At 63.8% G+C, this 16,161-nt stretch carries 19 protein-coding genes and 1 tRNA gene; 10 read left to right on the forward strand and 10 right to left on the reverse strand.

Features of this window, described 5'->3' with window-relative positions; translation table 11 throughout:
- Positions 1 to 14: 14 nt before the first annotated feature.
- Positions 15 to 91 (reverse strand) — tRNA-Pro (locus tag AC56KZ_RS15665).
- 58 nt (positions 92 to 149) lie between these two features.
- A complete protein-coding gene (gene ispB, locus AC56KZ_RS15670) occupies positions 150 to 1,139 on the reverse strand; it encodes an octaprenyl diphosphate synthase (RefSeq protein ID WP_497163106.1) in 990 nt (329 codons plus the stop codon).
- 295 nt (positions 1,140 to 1,434) lie between these two features.
- On the opposite strand from ispB, the gene rplU reads away from it, so the two are divergent.
- The 6 genes from rplU (at position 1,435) to AC56KZ_RS15700 (ending at position 6,642) form a co-directional block, all read left to right on the forward strand.
- Positions 1,435 to 1,746, forward strand: coding sequence for a 50S ribosomal protein L21 (gene rplU, locus AC56KZ_RS15675; protein ID WP_497163146.1), 312 nt, complete (start codon positions 1,435 to 1,437; stop codon positions 1,744 to 1,746).
- Positions 1,747 to 1,782: 36 nt separating this feature from the next.
- The gene (gene rpmA / locus AC56KZ_RS15680) at positions 1,783 to 2,064 is read left to right on the forward strand and encodes a 50S ribosomal protein L27 (RefSeq protein ID WP_497163107.1); all 282 of its coding nucleotides are present in this window, start codon (positions 1,783 to 1,785) and stop codon (positions 2,062 to 2,064) included.
- Positions 2,065 to 2,165: 101 nt separating this feature from the next.
- Positions 2,166 to 3,284, forward strand: coding sequence for a GTPase ObgE (obgE, locus tag AC56KZ_RS15685; protein WP_497163108.1), 1,119 nt, complete (start codon positions 2,166 to 2,168; stop codon positions 3,282 to 3,284).
- On the forward strand, positions 3,274 to 3,708 hold the full coding sequence (locus AC56KZ_RS15690; RefSeq protein ID WP_497163109.1) for a hypothetical protein: 435 nt from the start codon (positions 3,274 to 3,276) through the stop codon (positions 3,706 to 3,708). The genes obgE and AC56KZ_RS15690 overlap by 11 nt, the downstream gene beginning before the upstream one ends.
- A gap of 22 nt (positions 3,709 to 3,730) precedes the next feature.
- Positions 3,731 to 4,849, forward strand: coding sequence for a glutamate 5-kinase (gene proB, locus AC56KZ_RS15695; protein WP_497163110.1), 1,119 nt, complete (start codon positions 3,731 to 3,733; stop codon positions 4,847 to 4,849).
- 164 nt (positions 4,850 to 5,013) lie between these two features.
- Positions 5,014 to 6,642 carry a methyl-accepting chemotaxis protein gene (locus AC56KZ_RS15700; RefSeq protein WP_497163111.1) on the forward strand — a complete coding sequence of 543 codons (1,629 nt, stop codon included), beginning with the start codon at positions 5,014 to 5,016 and terminating at the stop codon, positions 6,640 to 6,642.
- Positions 6,643 to 6,650: 8 nt separating this feature from the next.
- On the opposite strand, the gene nth is transcribed toward AC56KZ_RS15700, so the two are convergent.
- Together nth and rsxB are read right to left on the reverse strand one after the other, a co-directional pair.
- Entirely contained in the window at positions 6,651 to 7,328 is a 678-nt protein-coding gene (gene nth, locus AC56KZ_RS15705; protein WP_497163112.1) for an endonuclease III, read from the reverse strand.
- Positions 7,329 to 7,331: 3 nt separating this feature from the next.
- Entirely contained in the window at positions 7,332 to 8,054 is a 723-nt protein-coding gene (gene rsxB / locus AC56KZ_RS15710; RefSeq protein ID WP_497163113.1) for an electron transport complex subunit RsxB, read from the reverse strand.
- Positions 8,055 to 8,205: 151 nt separating this feature from the next.
- Here rsxB and AC56KZ_RS15715 point away from each other — a divergent pair, with 151 nt between their 5' ends.
- Both AC56KZ_RS15715 and AC56KZ_RS15720 read left to right on the forward strand, forming a co-directional pair.
- Positions 8,206 to 8,646, forward strand: a complete 441-nt coding sequence (locus tag AC56KZ_RS15715) for an RcnB family protein (RefSeq protein ID WP_497163114.1) — start codon at positions 8,206 to 8,208, stop codon at positions 8,644 to 8,646.
- Between the two features lie 98 nt (positions 8,647 to 8,744).
- A complete protein-coding gene (locus tag AC56KZ_RS15720) occupies positions 8,745 to 8,948 on the forward strand; it encodes a hypothetical protein (protein WP_497163115.1) in 204 nt (67 codons plus the stop codon).
- 66 nt (positions 8,949 to 9,014) lie between these two features.
- Here AC56KZ_RS15720 and AC56KZ_RS15725 read toward each other — a convergent pair whose 3' ends face one another.
- From AC56KZ_RS15725 to AC56KZ_RS15740, 4 genes are all read right to left on the reverse strand, one after another.
- The gene (locus AC56KZ_RS15725) at positions 9,015 to 10,250 is read right to left on the reverse strand and encodes a polyhydroxyalkanoate depolymerase (RefSeq protein ID WP_497163116.1); all 1,236 of its coding nucleotides are present in this window, start codon (positions 10,248 to 10,250) and stop codon (positions 9,015 to 9,017) included.
- 240 nt (positions 10,251 to 10,490) lie between these two features.
- The gene (locus AC56KZ_RS15730) at positions 10,491 to 11,588 is read right to left on the reverse strand and encodes an NAD(P)/FAD-dependent oxidoreductase (protein WP_497163117.1); all 1,098 of its coding nucleotides are present in this window, start codon (positions 11,586 to 11,588) and stop codon (positions 10,491 to 10,493) included.
- Between the two features lie 156 nt (positions 11,589 to 11,744).
- Positions 11,745 to 12,068 carry a ferredoxin FdxA gene (fdxA, locus tag AC56KZ_RS15735; RefSeq protein ID WP_497163118.1) on the reverse strand — a complete coding sequence of 108 codons (324 nt, stop codon included), beginning with the start codon at positions 12,066 to 12,068 and terminating at the stop codon, positions 11,745 to 11,747.
- Between the two features lie 183 nt (positions 12,069 to 12,251).
- The gene (locus tag AC56KZ_RS15740) at positions 12,252 to 13,793 is read right to left on the reverse strand and encodes a hypothetical protein (protein ID WP_497163119.1); all 1,542 of its coding nucleotides are present in this window, start codon (positions 13,791 to 13,793) and stop codon (positions 12,252 to 12,254) included.
- A 170-nt stretch (positions 13,794 to 13,963) separates the two neighbouring features.
- Here AC56KZ_RS15740 and AC56KZ_RS15745 point away from each other — a divergent pair, with 170 nt between their 5' ends.
- A complete protein-coding gene (locus tag AC56KZ_RS15745) occupies positions 13,964 to 14,245 on the forward strand; it encodes a polyhydroxyalkanoic acid system family protein (RefSeq protein WP_497163120.1) in 282 nt (93 codons plus the stop codon).
- A 42-nt stretch (positions 14,246 to 14,287) separates the two neighbouring features.
- Here the strand turns inward: AC56KZ_RS15745 and AC56KZ_RS15750 are convergent, their stop codons facing one another.
- Positions 14,288 to 14,542, reverse strand: a complete 255-nt coding sequence (locus AC56KZ_RS15750) for an acyl-CoA-binding protein (RefSeq protein WP_497163121.1) — start codon at positions 14,540 to 14,542, stop codon at positions 14,288 to 14,290.
- Between the two features lie 76 nt (positions 14,543 to 14,618).
- Entirely contained in the window at positions 14,619 to 14,975 is a 357-nt protein-coding gene (locus AC56KZ_RS15755; protein ID WP_497163122.1) for an FKBP-type peptidyl-prolyl cis-trans isomerase, read from the reverse strand.
- 141 nt (positions 14,976 to 15,116) lie between these two features.
- On the opposite strand from AC56KZ_RS15755, the gene AC56KZ_RS15760 reads away from it, so the two are divergent.
- The gene (locus tag AC56KZ_RS15760) at positions 15,117 to 15,962 is read left to right on the forward strand and encodes an EI24 domain-containing protein (protein ID WP_497163123.1); all 846 of its coding nucleotides are present in this window, start codon (positions 15,117 to 15,119) and stop codon (positions 15,960 to 15,962) included.
- Positions 15,963 to 16,161 lie beyond the last annotated feature (199 nt).

Raw genomic sequence — 16,161 nt, forward strand, 5'->3', positions numbered from 1 at the left:
TCAGAAGGAAGTTCTGGTCGGGGTGAGAGGATTCGAACCTCCGGCCTCTACGTCCCGAACGTAGCGCTCTACCGGGCTAAGCTACACCCCGACTGGGTTCGAGGCGCCGCATTCCGGCACCTCAGGGATAGCCCCAATCTTAAATATTCTCAGTGGTTCCTGTCAACAGCGAAGCTGCACAGCTGGAGCAGGCTCTGCTTGTAGACGCTGTCGGGCAAGCCGGCGATGGATTCGGCCGCACGGCGGCCCGCGGCTTCCGCTTCGCGCCGGGTGTAGTCGAGCGCGCCACTGGCGGTGACGGCGGCCAGCACGGCATCGAAATGCTGCTCGTCACCCTGCTCGATGCAGGCGCGCACCAGTTCGCGCTGTTCAGGCGTGCCGTGTTCCATCAGGTAGATCAGGGGCAGGGTGGGTTTGCCCTCGCGCAGGTCGTCGCCGACGTTCTTGCCGATCTCGGCGGCGTCGCCGGCATAGTCGAGCACGTCGTCGATCAGCTGGAACGCGGTGCCGAGTGAGCGCCCGTATTCGCCGGCCGCCGCCACCTGTTCCTTGCTGGCGCCTGCCACCAGCGCGCCCAGCTCGGCGGCCGCCTCGAACAGCTTGGCCGTTTTCGAACGGATCACGTTCAGGTAGCTTTCGTGCGACACGTCCGGGTCGTGCATGTTCAGCAGCTGCAGCACTTCACCTTCGGCGATGACGTTGGTCGCGTCCGACAGGATCTGCATGACGCGCATGTTTTCGAGGCTCACCATCATCTGGAAAGAGCGCGAATACAGGAAGTCGCCGACCAGCACCGAAGCGGCATTCCCGAACAGCGCGTTGGCGGTCTGGCGGCCGCGGCGCATCGAGGACTCGTCGACGACGTCGTCGTGCAGCAGGGTGGCGGTGTGGATGAACTCGACGACGGCGGCCAGCTCGTGGTGCGCGCTTCCACGATAACCGTGGGCATTGGCAAACAGCAGCACCAATACCGGACGGATGCGCTTGCCGCCGGCGCTGATGATGTATTCCGCGATCTGGTTGACCAGGCTCACTTCCGAATGCAGGCGCTGGCGGATTACCGTGTTGACCGCATCCATGTCGGCGGCGATCGATTGGGTAATGTTGTTCTGTTGTGCTGGAGGGGTAGCGGCGGACAAGGCGAACCTGCGATAACGTTGATATGCGGTTGATGTGCGGGGAAGTGGGGGCGATTATACGTCATGCAAGCATAAGCCGTGCCATTTGGCCAAGTGTCGCGTGTGCCCGGGCGCGGGGCCGATTTTGCGGGCGGCCGGGCTACGTTGCCGCAATGCCACGCGCATTCGCGGACGAAGCCGGCTTTTGACGCACCGTGTCGATCCGTGTATAATTCCCTGTTCCCCGGCACCAGAGAAGCACGACGCAAGCGTCGCCGCAGGGATTTTTATTAAACAATTGATGAGGTTTTCAATCATGTACGCGGTCATAAAAACCGGTGGCAAGCAGTATAAAGTTGTCGCTGGCGAAAAACTTAAAGTAGAACAGATACCGGCAGACATTGGTTCCGAACTCACAATCGATCAGGTCCTCGCCGTTGGCGCGGGCGAGAGCATCAAGTTTGGTGCTCCCCTGGTAGATGGTGCAACGGTGCTGGTGAAGGTCATTTCGCATGGTCGCCACGACAAGGTCCGCATTTTCAAGATGCGTCGTCGTAAGCACTACCAGAAGCGTCAGGGCCACCGCCAGAACTTCACCGAAATCCAAGTGGTTTCGATCAACGGCTAATTGCCCCTCTCTTCAAAGTCATCAAGGAGTACTTAAATGGCACACAAAAAAGGCGGCGGCACTACCCGTAACGGCCGCGATTCAGAAAGCAAGCGCCTCGGCGTGAAGGTGTATGGCGGCCAGGCGATCACCGCCGGCGGCATCATCATCCGTCAGCGTGGCACCCCAGTGCGTCCAGGCACCAACGTTGGCCTGGGCAAGGATCACACCCTGTTCGCGCTGGTCGACGGCACTGTGAAATTCGTCAAGCAAGGCGTGGGCTCGAAGCAATTCGTGACCGTCGTCGCTGCCCAGGCTGTGGAAGCAGTCGCAGCATAATTGACAGGCGCCGCCCAGAGCGGCGCATCCTTGTAAGGCGCAAGCCTTTCATCGAGAGGCTCTGCCAAGGCAGGGCCTTTTTAGTTTTTTTGGCGGTCAAAATGAAGTTTATCGACGAAGCAAGAATTGAAGTCATCGCGGGCGACGGCGGCAACGGCTGCGCATCGTTCCTGCGCGAGAAGTTCCGTCCATTCGGCGGTCCCGACGGCGGCGACGGCGGCAAGGGCGGCTCGATCTGGGCAATCGCCGACCGTAACATCAACACCCTGGTCGACTTTCGCTATTCGAAAACCCACCATGGCCGCCATGGCGAACCGGGCCGCGGCTCGGACTGCTACGGCAAGGGCGCCGACGATGTCTATCTGCGCATGCCGGTTGGCACGCTGATCATCGACAATGTCACCGGCGAAATCATCGCCGACCTGACCGAACACGGCCAGACCGAAATGCTGGCCAAGGGCGGCGAGGGCGGCTGGGGCAACATCCACTTCAAGACCTCGACCAACCGCGCACCGCGTCAAAAGACCGAGGGCAAGGAAGGCGAACGCCGCGAACTGCGCTTGGAGCTGAAGGTACTGGCCGACGTCGGCCTGCTGGGCATGCCGAACGCCGGCAAGTCCACTTTCATCACGGCCGTTTCGAACGCCAAGCCGAAGATCGCCGACTACCCGTTCACGACCCTGCATCCGAACCTGGGCGTGGTGCGCGTGTCGCATGAAAAGAGCTTCGTCATCGCCGACATCCCGGGCCTGATCGAAGGCGCCGCCGAAGGCGCGGGCCTGGGCCACCAGTTCCTGCGCCACCTGGCGCGTACCGGTTTGCTGCTGCACATCGTCGACATGGCGCCCTTCGAAGAGGCGACCATCGATCCTGTGAAGGAAGCGAAAGCCCTGATCAAGGAACTCGAGAAGTACGACGAAGAACTGCTCAACAAGCCGCGCTGGCTCGTCCTTAACAAGCTCGACGTGGTGCCCGAAGACGAGCGCAAGAAGCGCGTCAAGGACTTCATCAAGAAGATGGCCTGGAAGGGTCCTTACTTCGAGATCTCGGCCCTGAACCGCGAAGGCTGCCAGGAGCTGATCAATGCGATCTACATGCACCTCGAAACCAAGCGCGCGACCGACCTGCGCGTGGACGAATCGGTGCAGATGACCGAGGAAGCACGTGGCATCACCTCGATCGATCCGGACGATCCTCGTTTCAAGATCCTTGAAGACTGAGAATATCCCGGTCAAGGCGCGCCCGGCCTTCACGCGTGCCTGGGCGCGCAGCCAGCTGCTGCAGCTGGTCGCGACCGTCAGTTCGCTGGCGGCGCTCATTGCCATGCTCGACCCGGACCGGGTCGCTACAGCAATGGGCCTGTTCCTGGTTGGCGTGAACGGCTACAGCCAGTTCTACGCCGTCTATGTGGGCATGCGCCTCGCAGTTGCCGGGCTGGCCTGGCTGGCGGCGAGCCGCAGCGACCAGCCTTTGCTCGGCGATCTGCTTGCCTTCTTCCTGCTGGCCCAGCCGGCCGGGCGCCTGGTCGCCGCGTTCGCGATCGGCCTGCCGCGCGGGGCCTTGCTGGCCGTGTGCGTAGTCGAGCTGCTGGCGGGCATAGCATTGCTGGCCCTGCGCCCACGCGCAAGCAAACCGCAACACTGAGTCTGAAACGGAGCAGCGCGCCATGAAGTCCGTCATCCAGCAAGCCTCCCGCATCATCGTCAAGGTCGGCTCCTCGCTCGTCACCGACGAGGGGCGCGGGCTCGACCACGGCGCCATCGCCCGCTGGGCCAGTCAAATCGCCGCCCTGCGCGGGCTCGGCAAGGAAGTCGTGCTGGTCAGTTCCGGGGCGATTGCCGAAGGCATGCTGCGCCTGGGGTTTGCGACCCGCCCGCACGACATCCACGAACTGCAGGCCTGTGCCGCCTGCGGCCAGATGGGCCTGGCGCAAATCTACGAGTCCAGCTTCAGCGTGCACGGCGTGAAAACCGCGCAAGTGCTGCTGACCCACGCCGACCTCGCCGACCGCGAACGCTACCTGAACGCCCGCGCCACCCTGACGACCTTGCTGCGCCTGGGCGTGGTGCCGATCATTAACGAGAACGACACCGTCGTCACCGACGAAATCAAGTTCGGCGACAACGACACCCTGGGCGCCCTGGTCGCCAACCTGATCGAGGCCGACGCCCTCGTGATTCTGACCGACCAGCGCGGCCTGTATTCGAGCGACCCGCGCAAGGACCCGAATGCCACCCTGATCGCACAGGCGCAGGCCGGCGACGAAGGCCTGGCCGCCATGGCCGGCGGCGCCGGCAGCAGCATCGGACGCGGCGGCATGCTGACCAAGGTGCTGGCCGCGCGCCGCGCCGCCCGCTCCGGCGCCCACACCGTCATCGCCTGGGGCCGCGAACCCGAGGTGCTGACGCGCCTGGCGGCAGGCGAGGCGATCGGCACCGAACTGACCGCCGCCACCACGCGCCTGACCGCTCGCCGCCAGTGGATGGTCGACCACCTGCACACGGCCGGCGAAGTCGTGCTCGACGCCGGCGCCGTCCAGAAGCTGACCCGGGAAGGCAAGTCCTTGCTGCCGATCGGCGTGCTCGCCGTGAAAGGCGAATTCGGACGTGGCCAGCTCATCACCTGCGTCAGCGAGGCCGGCCTGGCCGTAGCGCGCGGGCTGACCAGCTATACCAGCAGCGAAGTGCGCCGCATCATGCGCCACTCCTCGAATGAGATCGAAGCCATCCTCGGGTATATCGAAGGGCCGGAACTGGTGCATCGGGATAACCTCGTCCTGCTTTGACGCGACCTTTGCACCAGCGCAGTGCATTTATTTGCGACTGTTGCTGCAGACGCACATCTTGAACGTCCGCAACCCAAGCAATGCTTGGTTTTCGTTGCCGCACGGATATACCTGTCGTAGAGTACTTACCAACTCTACTGTATGTATTTCAAGAAAGTGCAAGCATGAAACTCAGCCGTAAGCTTCCTCTTTGTTTTGCCGCCGTTGCCGTGGTCGTTGCCTGCGCCGGTTTCTTCGGGCTCTCGGAACTGAATGGGTCGGTCAAGACCTACCAGGGCGCCGTTGCCAGCTACGCTCAGGCGCAAGGCGTGGAAACGCTCTTGTCCACGTTCAAGACCCAGATCCAGGAATGGAAAAATACGCTCCTGCGCGGCAAGGACGAAGCGCAACGCCTGAAATACTGGAAAGCCTTCCAGGATGGCGAACGCAAGGTGACGGACGAGGTCGCCAAGCTGGTCAGTGGGATGGCCGCGGGCGGGGAGCGCGATGCGCTCGAGCAGTTTGGCCGCGCGCATGCGCAGATGGGCCAGGATTACCGCAAGGGCTACCAAGCCTTCGAGGCCGCCGGCTTCGACCCGGCTGTCGGCGACAAGGCAGTCAAGGGCAAGGATCGGGCGCCGTCCGAACTGCTGGTGAAGGTGCGCGAACAGATCGTTGCAGCAACCGAAAAGAGCGTCGCACAGGCTGATGCGAGCAGCGAGCGCGCCACGCTACTGAGCCTGCTCGCGATGATTGCCGGTTCGGCCGCTGCGATCGCCGCCGGCATCGTCGTCTCGCGTTCGATCGTGCGTCCGCTCAACTACGCCGTCAAAGTCGCGCAGTCGGTGGCCGCGGGCGACCTGCGCACCCCGATCGAGGTCACCTCCGCCGACGAAACCGGCCAGCTGCTCGCTGCCCTGAAAGAAATGAACACCAGCCTGAAGTCGATTGTCGCGAACGTGCGCAGCGGCGCGGAGACCATCTCCGTCGCCGCGGCTGAAATCGCGCAGGGCAATATGGACCTTTCCGGCCGTACCGAGCAGCAGGCCGGCGCCCTGGAGGAAACCGCTTCGTCGATGGAAGAACTGACCTCGACCGTCACGCAGAATGCGGACAACACGCGCCAGGCCAACCAGTTGGCCATCAGCGCATGCGACGTGGCGCTGCGGGGCGGCGAGGTGGTCGAACGTGCCGTCACGACAATGGCGTCGATCAACGCGTCGTCCAGGGAGATCGTGGATATCATCGGCGTCATCGACAGCATTGCTTTCCAGACCAACATCCTTGCCTTGAACGCCGCCGTTGAAGCGGCGCGTGCCGGTGAGCAGGGCCGCGGTTTCGCCGTCGTCGCCTCTGAAGTGCGCAACCTGGCGCAACGCTCGGCGACCGCCGCGAAAGAAATCAAGGCGCTGATCGGCGCCTCGGTCGAGCGTGTCGAGGCGGGCAGCGTGCTCGTCGACGAGGCGGGCACGACGATGACCGAGATCGTGACCAGCGTCAAACGGGTGATGGACATCATGTCCGACATCAGCGCCGCCACGGCGGAGCAGCGCGCCGGCATCGAGCAGGTCAGCATGGCGGTCACGGAGATGGATACGGCGACGCAACAGAACGCCGCATTGGTCGAGGAAGCGGCGGCGGCGGCGCAGGCGCTGCGCGAGCAGACCGTGGCGCTGAACGCTGTCGTCGGCGTGTTCAAGCTCGATGACGATACGGCAAGGCCCGCCGGCGCGCAGCGGCGTGCGGCGCCACAGAAACGCCCGGCGCTGGCCGCGAGGGGCGCAGCAAGCATCGATGCCTGGGAAGCGGCGTAAAGCCTTGCCTACACCACAGGTTCGACCGGTGAAGGTGCAATCAAGCCCTCCGGCGCCGGCGTCTTGTCGGGGAACTCGCACAGATCCTGGATGATGCAGTTCCAGCAGCGCGGACGGCGCGCGACGCAGGTGTAGCGTCCGTGCAGGATCAGCCAGTGGTGGGCGTCGAGCAGGAACTCCTTCGGCACCACCTTCATCAGCTTCATTTCCACCTGGTCGACATTCTTGCCTGGCGCGATCCTGGTGCGGTTCGATACCCGGAAAATATGCGTGTCGACCGCCATCGCCGCTTCGCCAAAGGCGGTATTGAGCACCACATTGGCCGTCTTGCGGCCCACGCCCGGCAGCGCTTCGAGCGCCTCGCGCGAATGCGGTACTTCGCCGCCGTGCTGGTCCACCAGGATCTGGCAGGTGGCGATCACGTTCTTCGCCTTGTTGTTGTACAGGCCGATGGTCGAGATATAGGTTTTGAGTTCGTCGACACCGAGGTCGAGGATCTTCTGCGGCGTGTTCGCTACCGGGTACAGGCGGCGCGTGGCCTTGTTGACGCCGACGTCGGTCGACTGCGCCGACAGCAGCACGGCAATCAGCAACTCGAACGGCGTCGTGTATTCCAGCTCGGTCGTCGGCTGCGGGTTGGCGGCGCGAAAGCGCGTGAATATTTCTAAGCGTTTTGCCGGATTCATGAATTAAGTTTCATCTGGGGGCGGAGTGGCAGCTGCGCGCAGGCGCGCCCGTTCCATGGCGGCGGCGATGATGGCGCGCTTGCGTTCCTTTTCGGCCAGCTCCTCGGGGGTATTCGTCGCTTCCAGCGTGACGGCACGCATCTTTTCGACTGCTTTCGCCGCCAGCCGGGCGTCGTTTTCCTCGCGCTCGCGTTTTAAACGTTCAGTGCGGAAATCGTGACGCGCGCGCGCCGCATCCGCCGCCGCTTGCGACCATGCCGCCCAGCCGGTGGCCTCGCCGTTGGGATCGTCATTGCGCGGCACCATGCTGATGCAGTCGACCGGGCAGGGCGCCACGCACAGGTCGCAGCCCGTGCACAGGCTCGGCAGGATGCTGTGCATCTGCTTGGCCGCGCCGATGATGGCATCCACCGGGCAGGCCTGGATGCACAGCGTGCAGCCGATGCAGAGCGACTCGTCGATGAACGCGACCGGACGCGGGCGCTCGACGCCGTTGGCCGGATTGATCGGAATGACCGGATGGCCGGTGACGCTCGACAAGCGCCGCACGCCTTCGATGCCGCCGGGCGGGCACTGGTTGATCCGGGCTTCGCCGCTGGCGATCGCTTCCGCATACGGACGGCAGGCCGGATAGCCGCACTTGGTGCATTGCGTCTGCGGCAGCTGGTCTTCGATCAGGTCGGCAAGAGTCTTGGTCACGGCGGGGGGGTCGGCTAAAGCCGTCATTATCCGATAAATACCGGTGAAAGGGGTGCGATCCACCTGGCGCTCAAGCAGGCTCTGCATTTAGGTGCTGGAACGTACAGAAGGCAGTCTGTAACCGTGGCTAACTGGCGCTATTGGGCACGCTGCCCGAACCACCTACGGGAGGAATACCATGAAGACGAACATGATTGCCAAGGCATTGCTTGCCATCGCCGTGGCCGCCAGTTTCCCGGCGACCGCCCAGGACCGCAGCTATGAGCGCCAGGAGCGCCAGGAGCGCCGTGAAGACCGCCGCGACTACCGCGAAGACCGGCGCGATATCCAGCGCGAAATGCGCCGCGACATGCGCGATGACCGCCGCGACGCACGCCGCGACATGCGCGACGACCGCCGCGACTATCGCCAGGGCCGCGGCGCCGGCCCGCGCCACGACCTGTACCGCGGCCATCGCCTGCCGCCGACCTACCACAGCCGCCATTACGTGGTCGACAACTGGCGCTCGCACCGCCTGAGCGCGCCGCCGCGCGGCCATCACTGGGTGCAGGTCGGCAACGACTACGTCCTGGCGGCGATCGCCACCGGCATCATCGCCAACGTCCTTCTGGGCAACTGACCGGCAGGGCATTGCAACCGAAGCGGGCATCCGTGAAGGCCGCTGCTATGATGACGTTTGTGTCATGGCAGCGGCCTTTGCTAATATCGGAGAACATAATGAACGAATGGATTATCGCCCCTTTGCTGGCTGCCGATGGAACGGCAACACACCGTCCGGGCAGCAACAACAGCGAGGTGGCCAAGGACGAGCAGGAGGACAGCACCGAAGACCGCCGGCATGGCGACCGGCGCGACAACCACGAGCCGGAGGTCGATACCGACTTCGCGCGTGGCGAGGACCGGCGCGAGGATTTGCCCTGAGCCTGCCCTGAATTGCCAAAAAAAATGCCGCGCAGTGCGCGGCATTTTCATTGCTGCCCGATCCGGTCAGGCGAATTCGCGAATGAACTCGCCGATCTTCGGGCAGATCGTCTCGCGCCAGCGGCGGCCCGAGAAGATGCCGTAGTGGCCGGCTTTCGGCGCCACGAAGTCGCGCTTCATGTTTTGCGGGATCCCGCTGCACAAGTCGTGCGCTGCCTGGGTCTGGCCGGCGCCCGAGATGTCGTCGAGTTCGCCTTCGATGGTGAACAGTGCGACCGTCGTGATGTCCTGCGGACGCACCAGCTGGCCGCCCACTTCCCAGGTGCCCGCCGGCAGGCGGAATTCCTGGAACACGGTCTTGATCGTGTCGAGGTAGTATTCGGCCGGCATGTCGAGCACGGCGTTGTACTCGTCGTAGAACTGGCGGTGGCTCTCGGCCGACTCGTCGTCGCCCTTCATCAGGTGCTGGTAGAACTCGCGGTGGCTCTGGGCATGGCGGCCCGGGTTCATCGCGATGAAGCCGGCGTGCTGCAGGAAGCCCGGATAGACCTTGCGCCCGAAGCCCGGGTAATTGCCCGGCACCGAGTAAATGACTGTGTTCTCGAACCAGGAGAACGGTTTTTCGACGGCCAGGTCGTTCACGGCGGTAGGCGACTTGCGCGGGTCGATCGGGCCGCCCATCATCGTCATCGTCTTCGGCAGCTTCGGGTCCTTGTTCGAGGCCATCAGCGAGATCGCCGCCAGCACCGGCACGGTCGGCTGGCACACCGAAATGACGTGCACGTCCGGACCGACGGCGCGGATGAAGTCCTGCACGTAATAGATGTAGTCGTGCAGGTGGAAGGGACCGTCGGACAGCGGCACCATGCGCGCATCGATCCAGTCGGTGATGAAGACGTCATGGTCGGGCAGCAGGGCGCGCACGGTGTCGCGCAGCAGCGTCGAGTGGTGGCCCGACAGCGGCGCGACCAGCAGCACGGTCGGCTGCGCCAGCGCGGCGAACGCGGCTTGCGGCAGGTCTTTCCGGAAATGCAGCAGCTTGCAGAAGGGCTTGGCGACGGCAGTCTCTTCGACGATGCCGACCGCTTCGCCCTTGATCAGGGTGGTGTCGATGCCGAAGGCCGGCTTTTCGTAGTCCTTGCCCAAACGGTACATTAGCTCGTAACCGGCGGCGATACGCTGGGAAAATGGGGTATGCGCGAAAGGGGAAACCGGGTTCGAGAACAGCTTCGATGACGCATCCGCCCATTGCATCAGCGGGGTCAGGAAGGAGCGTTGCATCTCGTGCAATTGGTAGAGCATATGAATCCTTCTGTGTGGAGCGTGCAGCCTGCCAGACTGTATCGGGCGGGCATATCATCAAATCATTATAGGGTAAGTTGCTTGTCCATTGGAAATATCCATTCCCGGCAAGACTTGCATTTGATGTGCGCTTAACCGGGGTTATACACCCCTTTTTGTTATGGCGTCAGTGATGCGACGCACATAAAAAACAATGCCCCGCAGAGGCGGGGCATTGTGGTTTTCAGGACACTCGACGCATCAATCGAAGACCGGCGACTCGACGCCGAGGATCTTGTGCAGCTTCGGCGAGGTCGTCGTGTACTGCATGTGGATCTTCTTGTCCGGGAAGATGTAGGGCGCCGCGCCGAAGGCGGCCAGCGCCGCTTCGTGGAAGCCCGACAGGATCAGTTTCTTCTTGCCCGGATAGGTGTTGATGTCGCCCACGGCAAAGATGCCCGGCACATTGGTTTCGAACTTTTCGGTATCGACCACCTTCAGCTGGCGCCGCTCGATGTCCAGGCCCCATTCCGCGATCGGGCCCAGCTTTGGCGACAGGCCGAAGAACACCATCAGCATGTCGAGCGGAACGCGGCGCGTGACGCCGTCGGCGCCGGTGACCTTCACTTCGCTCAGCTTGCCGTCGGTTTCATCGAAGCCGGTGACCTGGCCGATGATCAGCTGCATTTCGTATTCGTCGCACAAGGCCTTCATCTTGGCCACCGACGCGGGCGCGGCGCGGAAGTCTTCGCGGCGGTGCAGCAGCACGACCGATTCGGCCTTGCCGACGAAGTTCAGGGCCCAGTCCAGGGCCGAATCGCCGCCGCCGCAGATGACCAGGTTCTTGCCTTCGAACAGGGCCGGGTCCTTGACGCGGTAGTGCAGCTGGCTGCCGTCGAACTTGTCGATGCCGTCAACCTTGATCGTGCGCGCCTGGAAGGAACCGACGCCGGCCGCGATGAAGATGGTTTTCGTGATGAAGCGGGTGCCGGCCGAGGTTTCGACGTTGAAGCGGCCGTCTTCGCGGCGCTGCACGGTCGTCACTTCCTGGCCCAGGTGGAAGGTCGGCTCGAAGGGCTCGATCTGCTTGAGCAGGTTGTCGGTCAGTTCCTGGCCGGTGCACACAGGCACTGCGGGGATGTCGTAGATCGGCTTGTCCGGATACAGCTCGACGCACTGGCCGCCGACGGCCGTGAGCGAGTCGATGACGTGGGCCTTGATTTCGAGCAGGCCGAGTTCGAAGACCTGGAACAGGCCAACCGGACCGGCACCGATGATGACGGCGTCGGCGTCGATGGCGCCGGCAAACGAACTGTTAGGGGCGATGCTGCCCGCATCGTGGTTGGCACTGATAGTCATGCGCGATGGTCCTGTTGATTTTTGAATAGAGGGGCGCTGGAGCGCTGTTTACTGCTGCAGGCCCGTTGCTGCGATGGCCGCTAGTGTGCCATGGATGAAGCGAGGCTGCTGACGACGGTCGAAAACCGCGCCAGCAATTGCTGCGGCTGCGCCAGCTTAGCGGGCCAGCTGTTCCAGCTTGTTCGTGACGTCTTTCCACTGATCGGCGTCGGGCAGGGCCGGCTTGGTCTTCGTGATCGAAGGCCAGGCGCGCGACAGGTCCGCGTTGATCTTGATGAATTGCTGCTGGTCGCCCGGCACGTCTTCCTCGGCATAAATCGCGTTCACCGGGCACTCGGCCACGCAGACGGCGCAGTCGATGCACTCGTCCGGGTCAATCGTGAGGAAATTCGGGCCTTCCCGGAAACAATCGACCGGGCATACATCGACGCAGTCGGTATACCGGCAGCGGATGCACGATTCGGTGACAACGTGGGTCATAACAGTCCTATCTATGGTGGGGAGCTGCGACCGTCAGCGCGAAGCGAGGCCGCCAACATGGCAAAGCACTGTATTTTAGGGCAATTCAGCGTTTCCTACAAATCACGCTTAGACACAATATACATAAGCAAATGGGGAGCGTGACGCCCGATTCGGCCCGTCTCCCCACCATCGGTCCCCCAATTACAGGTGGCGCCCCGCCACCGCGATCGCCGCTGCCGCCATCGCGCCCGATTCGTCGGGTACCGGAACGTCCGCCGTGCCCGCGCCGGCCGGCCCGTTGCGCCCGCGCTCGGCGCACCAGCGCGCCAGTGCCTGCGCTTCGGCTTCGAGCACGCGTTCGATGTTGTAGTACTCGGCCAGGTTCATGGTGCCGCAGCAGGCGCGCCGGTCCTGGCGCGCGCCGGGCGCGTCGCACACCCCGGCGCGCAGCCTCTGGTACCCGAAGCCGAGCGCCGGCGTGGCGCCCTCAGGCCCGGCGGCCTCGCCTTCCTGCTCCGGTTCGGCCACCACTTCGCGGATGGTGAACTGGTGGCGGATCGCCGCGCCATAGCTGGCCGGCTTGCCGTCCTCCGCCGCCAGGCGCAGCATTTCGTTGGCCACGTCGGCGTAGGTGGCGGCAATCTCGGGCGCCGCCACCAGCGCGCGCAGCACCACCCCGCGCAGCCAGGCCGCGACCCGGTGCAGCACGGCGGCGTCGTCCTCGAACGCGGGTTTGCGCTCGAGCGCGAACAGGTCGGCCAGGATGTCGTAGACCGCGCCCGTGAATACCTGGGAAATCGCATGCACCTGGGTGCCGGCCTGGGACAGGGTCAGGTCGTTGTCGGCATTGCGCAGGCCGGTGGTACCGCCCAGGGCCAGGCCGAACTGTTCGGCGATATCGGCCAGGAAGGTCTTGTCGTGCAGGTGCGCCTTGGTCTGCGCCACCACCGCTTCGCACTGGTCCAGCTGCGACAGCGCCAGGAAAATCGCGGTCAGGTCGCCGAAGGCTTCGTGCAGGCCGCCGGTCTGCGGCGGGTTGTCGGCCTCGAGCCAATGCGGTTTCAGGCCGTCGAGCACGGCGTGGCCGGTTTCGTGGGCGACGATGTCGAAGGAGCGGCAGGTAAACACCCGGTCCTTTTGCCCGGCCGGGACGAAGTCGCCGAACTTCAGGCAATTCTGGGTGCGGCTGTAGAACGCGTTCATCACGTTCGGCAGGCCGTAGGGGAAGATTTGCAGCGGCGCCGTGTCGATGCTGCTGTTCCATTGCCAGGGCAAGGGCATTTCACTGCCGCTCGCGGACAGCGAGCGCTGGTACATCGTCAAGGTCTGGCGCACCACGGCAAAGGTGTGGACGGCGTCGAACTGCGGGGTGTCGGGCATGGTCACGAAGTCGCCGAAGGCGTTCGGCTCGACCGGGCTGATGCCGGGGTCGCCTGAAGCGATGCGGGCGTCGCGCGGGCCGGCCAGCACGATGCCCGGCAGGAAGGCCTTGCGCGTGCCCATCTCCAGCACCGACGGGTCCTGCTTCCACATCAGCACGCGCGCGCCGAACGCATACGGCAGCGGCACGTCCGACGCCGGCGGCGCGTCCACGGCGCGCGGCAAGCCCGGTTGGTCGAGCAGTTTGGCCGTCTTGCGGTGCTGGCGGTAGGCCGCGCTCGGGGTGGGAATATAGGCCAGCGGAGGCTGGTCGCGCTCGAAGGTGACTGGGTCATCGGGCAGCAGGGCTCGGTTTTGTTCCATACCATATCCTCAGGTGATCCAACTCAGTGGTTGAGACAGTTCAACGGATACTCTCGCGCCCCCGGGAGATTGGATATTGACCCAGATCAATTGCGTAGTGGACTGGCATCCGACCCATGCAACTGGCATCATGGCGGCTTGTCTTGCGTTCGCAGAGGAAGGAAGTACCGATGGCCGAGATCCGGATTGTCCAGGAACACAAGCTGAACCCCGAGCAGGCACGTGCCGCGGCGCAACAGGTGGTCGACAAAGTGTCGGCCGAACTCGGCATGGAATGCCGCTGGGATGGGGATGTGCTGCGCTTCGAGCGCAGCGGGGTCGAGGGCGCCCTGACCCTGGAAGAACGCAGCGCGGCGCTGCGGATCAAGCTGGGATTGCTGATGAGCGCCTTCGGTCCGGCGATCGAGGCCAAGGCGGCCGACAAGATGCGCCGCATGTTCGCAGCGGCATAAACGTGTTCGCAGGGTGGGCTCTCGAGCCCACGCGGACGCTGATCAGCCCTTGAGCTCTTCGATCAAGTCGATATACTGCTGCATGGCTTCCTCTTGCGAGGTGCCTTTCAGGCCGTCCCAGGCATCGAACTTGGCGCGGCCGACCATGTCGGTGAAGCCTGGACGCTCGCCGCTGGCGTCGCCGTTCGAGGCTTGCTTGAACAGCGCGTATATCTTCAGCAAGGTCATGTTGTCCGGGCGCTCCGGCAGGTTCTTCGAATCGGCCTGGGCCTGGGTAAACTGGTCTTGCAAGTTCATAAAAACTCCTGTTGGCTGGTTGCTGGGTAAGGCTGATACAGGTAGAGATGCCCGGGCGGTGCCGGGCATCGGACCATTACACTGCCAGCAGTTCGACGTCGAAGATCAGGGTCGCGTTCGGCGGGATGGCGCCGCCGGCGCCGCGTGCGCCATAGCCCAGGTTTGCCGGGATGGTCAGGCGGCGCTGGCCGCCGACTTTCATGCCCTGCACGCCTTCGTCCCAGCCTTTGATCACATTGCCGGCGCCCAGCGGGAACTGGAAGGGATCGTTGCGGTCTTTGCTCGAATCGAACTTCGCGCCAGGCGTGCCGTCGTCGTTGCGCAGCCAGCCGGTGTAGTGGACGGTGACGTAAGCGCCGGCTTTCGCTTCGGCGCCTTCGCCGACGACGGTGTCTTCGTACTGCAGGCCGGAAGCGGTGGTGGTATTGGTCATGATATTCCTTCACTATTCTGGTGGAGGGCCGATTGTAGTGCATGGTCTCGTATCATGCGAATTCTGACTACAATGCTGTTTTGATATCGGGATTTCCAAGGCCATGCCAGCACTCCTTCCGTCCGCTTTCCGGGGCCGCGCATGAGCGGCGTCGCCCGCGCCTGGCGCCGCGCGCTGCGCGCCCAGTTTTCCGGACGCATGCTGATGCTGTCCCTGATTCCCTTGCTGCTGTCGCTGCTGCTCTGGGGCGGCCTGCTGTGGGCCTTCCTGCCCGGCCTGCTCGACTGGCTGCATGCGCTGTTCAACCAGTACGGCTGGTTCCAGTCGAGCAGCAGCATGCTGTCGACGCTGGGCCTGGGCGTGCTGAAAGTGGTGGTGGTGCCGATGGTGGCCATCGTCCTGCTGCTGCCGCTGATGATCGGTTCGTCGCTGCTGTTCATGGGCATTTTCGCGATGCCGGCGATCGAGCGCCATGTCGGCCAGCGCGACTACCCGGGGCTCGCGCAGAAAGAGGGCGGCAGCTTTGCCGGCAGCGTCTGGATGAACCTGTCGAGCGTGGCGGTGTTCGCGCTGTTGTGGCTGTGCACGGTGCCACTGTACGCGATTCCGCCGCTGGCGGTGGCGGTGCAGGCGGCGCTGTGGGGCTGGGTGGCCTCGCGCGTGATGAGCTACGACGCGCTGGCCGCCCATGCCAGCGCGCCCGAACGGCAAGCCATCATGCGCACCCACCGCTGGCCGCTGCTGGCGATCGGCATGGCCTCTGGCGCGCTGGGCGCCCTGCCGGGCATTGCCTGGATCGGCGGCGCCCTGGTGGCGGTGGTGCTGTTCCCGATCCTGGCCATCCTCTCGGCCTGGCTCTACCTGGTGATTTTCCTGTTCACCGGCCTCTGGTATCAGTACTACTGCCTGCAAGCCCTGGAAGAGCTGCGCAAGGCGGACACGACTGCGTCTGCGCCGGTCCCGATGCATGGCGACAAGACTGTTTGAGCGGCGCTTGTAGGCGCAAAATACCCGTGCCTGTAGGCATCAATGCCATGGAGATAACTCTGCCGTTGTTTTTTTGCGAAAAAAATCCGGGCAGGTCAAATTTGTTGAACAGGGCTTCATGCAAGACCTGTTGATGTGGTGGAATGGTGACTTGGGCATCGTGAATTTCAACCCACAAAAGTGTGAAACAAAGACGACC

Source organism: Telluria sp. LT2P34 (assembly GCF_059685915.1).

Excerpts from the sequence above, each read along its gene's own strand:
- rplU (WP_497163146.1), top strand. The coding sequence starts at position 1,435 with ATGTACGCGGTCATAAAAACCGGTGGCAAGCAGTATAAAGTTGTCGCT.
- rpmA (WP_497163107.1), top strand. The coding sequence starts at position 1,783 with ATGGCACACAAAAAAGGCGGCGGCACTACCCGTAACGGCCGCGATTCA.
- obgE (WP_497163108.1), top strand. The coding sequence starts at position 2,166 with ATGAAGTTTATCGACGAAGCAAGAATTGAAGTCATCGCGGGCGACGGC.
- proB (WP_497163110.1), top strand. The coding sequence starts at position 3,731 with ATGAAGTCCGTCATCCAGCAAGCCTCCCGCATCATCGTCAAGGTCGGC.
- AC56KZ_RS15700 (WP_497163111.1), top strand. The coding sequence starts at position 5,014 with ATGAAACTCAGCCGTAAGCTTCCTCTTTGTTTTGCCGCCGTTGCCGTG.
- nth (WP_497163112.1), bottom strand. The coding sequence starts at position 7,328 with ATGAATCCGGCAAAACGCTTAGAAATATTCACGCGCTTTCGCGCCGCC.
- rsxB (WP_497163113.1), bottom strand. The coding sequence starts at position 8,054 with ATGACGGCTTTAGCCGACCCCCCCGCCGTGACCAAGACTCTTGCCGAC.
- AC56KZ_RS15715 (WP_497163114.1), top strand. The coding sequence starts at position 8,206 with ATGAAGACGAACATGATTGCCAAGGCATTGCTTGCCATCGCCGTGGCC.
- AC56KZ_RS15720 (WP_497163115.1), top strand. The coding sequence starts at position 8,745 with ATGAACGAATGGATTATCGCCCCTTTGCTGGCTGCCGATGGAACGGCA.
- AC56KZ_RS15725 (WP_497163116.1), bottom strand. The coding sequence starts at position 10,250 with ATGCTCTACCAATTGCACGAGATGCAACGCTCCTTCCTGACCCCGCTG.
- AC56KZ_RS15730 (WP_497163117.1), bottom strand. The coding sequence starts at position 11,588 with ATGACTATCAGTGCCAACCACGATGCGGGCAGCATCGCCCCTAACAGT.
- fdxA (WP_497163118.1), bottom strand. The coding sequence starts at position 12,068 with ATGACCCACGTTGTCACCGAATCGTGCATCCGCTGCCGGTATACCGAC.
- AC56KZ_RS15740 (WP_497163119.1), bottom strand. The coding sequence starts at position 13,793 with ATGGAACAAAACCGAGCCCTGCTGCCCGATGACCCAGTCACCTTCGAG.
- AC56KZ_RS15745 (WP_497163120.1), top strand. The coding sequence starts at position 13,964 with ATGGCCGAGATCCGGATTGTCCAGGAACACAAGCTGAACCCCGAGCAG.
- AC56KZ_RS15750 (WP_497163121.1), bottom strand. The coding sequence starts at position 14,542 with ATGAACTTGCAAGACCAGTTTACCCAGGCCCAGGCCGATTCGAAGAAC.
- AC56KZ_RS15755 (WP_497163122.1), bottom strand. The coding sequence starts at position 14,975 with ATGACCAATACCACCACCGCTTCCGGCCTGCAGTACGAAGACACCGTC.
- AC56KZ_RS15760 (WP_497163123.1), top strand. The coding sequence starts at position 15,117 with ATGAGCGGCGTCGCCCGCGCCTGGCGCCGCGCGCTGCGCGCCCAGTTT.